At 63.4% G+C, this 3,017-nt stretch carries 2 protein-coding genes and 1 pseudogene; 1 reads left to right on the forward strand and 2 read right to left on the reverse strand.

The window, feature by feature from the left end:
- Positions 1-200, forward strand: a pseudogene (locus AC1DT2_RS19445) (hypothetical protein); the annotation flags it as partial.
- Positions 201-239: 39 nt separating this feature from the next.
- Here the strand turns inward: AC1DT2_RS19445 and AC1DT2_RS19450 are convergent.
- Both AC1DT2_RS19450 and AC1DT2_RS19455 read right to left on the reverse strand, forming a co-directional pair.
- The gene (locus tag AC1DT2_RS19450) at positions 240-1,433 is read right to left on the reverse strand and encodes a class I SAM-dependent methyltransferase (RefSeq protein WP_477298119.1); all 1,194 of its coding nucleotides are present in this window, start codon (positions 1,431-1,433) and stop codon (positions 240-242) included.
- Between the two features lie 56 nt (positions 1,434-1,489).
- Positions 1,490-3,017 (reverse strand): TonB-dependent receptor (locus AC1DT2_RS19455; RefSeq protein WP_477298120.1); only part of this gene is annotated, 1,528 nt, incomplete at its 5' end.

Genomic DNA, 3,017 nt, shown 5'->3' on the forward strand with positions numbered 1-3,017 from the left:
TGCCAGCCCTGGTCGCCGTCCGGCATGACCCCTTGGCCAAGGCCTTCTACGAGCAACTCGTCCGCCGTGGAAAGAAGAAGCGCCAAGCCCTCACGGCGGTCATGCGTAAGTACCTGACAGGCCTGTGGGCCTGTCTGCAGAACAACGAGAACTTCGATACCTCGAAGCTCTTCAGCCCTGAACACCTCAAGAACGCTTGACGGCCAAGAGAGTATCTACAACAGCATGGTCCGCAGGGGTTACAGGCGGGAGCCCTGGTCGGCGGCGAGGATGCCTTCGGGCAAGGCCGAGGCCTCGATATCCTTCGCAAATAACATCACCTGAAACCGCTCACCCATCTGTTCGGGCAAGGTCAGCTTCTTCACTTCCTGGGCGAGCTTGTAGCGCGCGGCTTCATCGGTGAGCATCAGGTAATCGTTCTCGAAGAACTCCTGCATGCCCGCGGCTATCAGGAACGGGGCCTGCGGCATGTACGCGGCGACACCGAAGCCGGCGTTATTGCCCGCTTCGGCAAGACCGGTGAAGTCGACCGAGGCCGTGAGGTCCTGCAGACCGGGTAAATAGAACGCGTCGCCGTGCATGCGATGGCGATAGAACGCGCGCAGCGTGCCGTCCGTGCGTTCCGGCAGGTAGAACTCGCCTCGCGTGTAACCGTAGTCGGCGAACAGCATCGCGCCACGGCGAAGCGAGCCTGCCACGGCCTGCATCCAGTAGGGCAACTGCGGGAGGATCTCCGTGCGATAACCGTTCTCGAAGTCACGACCTAGATCGCGCTCGACATGGCGGACGGCGCCACTGACCAATACATCGGCCGGCCGGTCCGTCCGATGGAAGCGCCCGTCGCCGTCGAGGACCACGTATTCTTCATAGACCTCGCCATCACGAACCGTAAAGCGCGTGGTCGGCAACGCATCGATGACTTCGTTGGCGAAGAGCACACCGTCCCAGTCCTGCTCCGGTGGCCCATCGAGCCATAACGCGCGCGCAAACAACGCCGCCGGCAAGGCGGCATGCAACCGCTCGCGCTGTCGTTCGCGCAGGTCGGCGCTGGGTTCGAGGATCATGAAACGACGCGGCAACCGACCCGCGGCGTCGAGCGCGAGCAACGCGGCTTCCGCGAAGGCGCCACTACCGCCGCCCAGCTCGAGGAAATCGGCGTCGGGACCCAGGGAGGCGAGGACAGGCTCGAAGGCGCGGACCACGCAACGGGCGAAGAGCGTGCCGATTTCCGGAGCGGTGACGAAGTCGCCGTCCGCGCCAAACTTGGCCTTGCCCGCGCTGTAATAGCCAAGGCCCGGCGTGTACAGGCAGCGCTCCATGAAACGCGAAAAAGGCATTGGGCCGTGGGAGGCGATCTCCTCGCGCAGGAGGGCGGCGAGATGATCGGAGTGGGCGCGCTCGTMGGCGCCGGGTTCGGGAAGCTTGGCGTTCATGCCATCAGGATAACGGATGCCGCGCCCCGCTTCAGGGGCGCGGCATCCGGGGCCGATCAGAAATCCTGCTGCAACGACAGGAAGACGCCACGGCGCGGACCGAACTGCGGCGCGCCCACACCGATGCCGGAGCCATCGCGGATTTCATAGGTGCGATCCAGTGCGTTGACCAGGGCCAGCTGGGCATGGGTCTTACCGACACTGGTCAGGTCGAAGTCATGCGCCACGCTGAGATTGAGCTGGAAGTAGCCCGGCAGCGTATCGCCGTTCGGAACGGCGCCGTCGCGACGCAAGCCCGAACCGAACAGATAGTCCGCACCCACGCGGGTGCCCTCGGAGAAGGCGTAGCTGATGCCGCCCGACGAGGTGTACTTCTGGTCGTGATCGAGGTGGATGTAGTTGTTGTAGATGTAAGCGAGATCGTCGGGATTGAAATTGTACTGACCCGTGATGATCCGCTTGCCCACCGAGCGGTTGTACGCGAAGTTGAAGTACGCGGTGAGCGCGCCATCGGTGTAGTTCACCGTAAGCTCGTCGCCCTTGATGCGACCCTGGTCGTAGTTGAAGGTCGAATACACGAGCGCCGTACCGAACTGGCCTTCATCCTGGATACGCGAGACCTTGCGGTAGTAGCTGTCCAGGCCCACGGTCCACTTGTCGCCGATCTTCTGCGAGATGCCCACGTCGTAGTAGCTGGAGCGCTCGGCCAGCGGCGTATCGTCGCCATTGTCCGGCAGCGCATTCGTCGTGCCGGCGAACTTCGCGATGGAGGTCGGGCTGATCTGCTCGCTGGCCGGCGGCGTGAAGTAGCGCGAGTAACCCGCGTGGATGGTCGTGCTGTCGGTCGGCTGGTAGACCAGGCCCAGGCGCGGGCTGAGCTGGCTCTCGGTGCGGAAGGCTTCGTAGCGATCGCCGCGGACGCCGTAGTTCACGGTCCACTTGTCGCCGATGCTCCATTCATCCTGCAGGTACACCGCATAGGTGCGCGCCAGGATGCGGCTGGAATCGAGGATGTTCAGTGGCGTGGTCGAGGTCTGGTTACCGTCGCCATCGGCCGGGAAGACCAGCGAATCGTTGCTCGACGACGCACGCTCGAATGAACCGTACAGGCCGTAGCGCAGCGTGTGATTGTCGCCCAGCGGCGTGGAGAAGTCGGCCTGCAGAGTCGACGCGCGGTTGGCGCGACGCACATCGGAGGCGATGCCGTTGAACATCAGGTCGCCGATGTCGTCCGGCGTGAAGTCCAGGCTGCTGTAACGCTCGCCCGCCGACACCTGGTACGCGGTCGAGCCCATCTTGCCCTGCAGGCTGAGGACGCCGAAGCGCGTCTTCTCCTGCTGGCGCTCGTCCAACTGCGCCGAATCGAAGTTGGTCACGTCGAGGTAGCCGAACTGGGGCGTCTGGCCCGGATTGTTCGGGATCTCGAAGCGATTATTGGTGACGCCGAACATGAAGCTCAGGCGCGTGTCGTTATTGATCAGGTAGGAGACATCGCCAAACGCCTTCACCTGGTTGGTGTGGTCGTGGATCGGCTTGCGGCTGGACGTGGGGTTCTCGATGCCGACATCGTTCTCGAGGTAGTTG

This window comes from Luteibacter sp. P4_E6 (assembly GCF_056401535.1).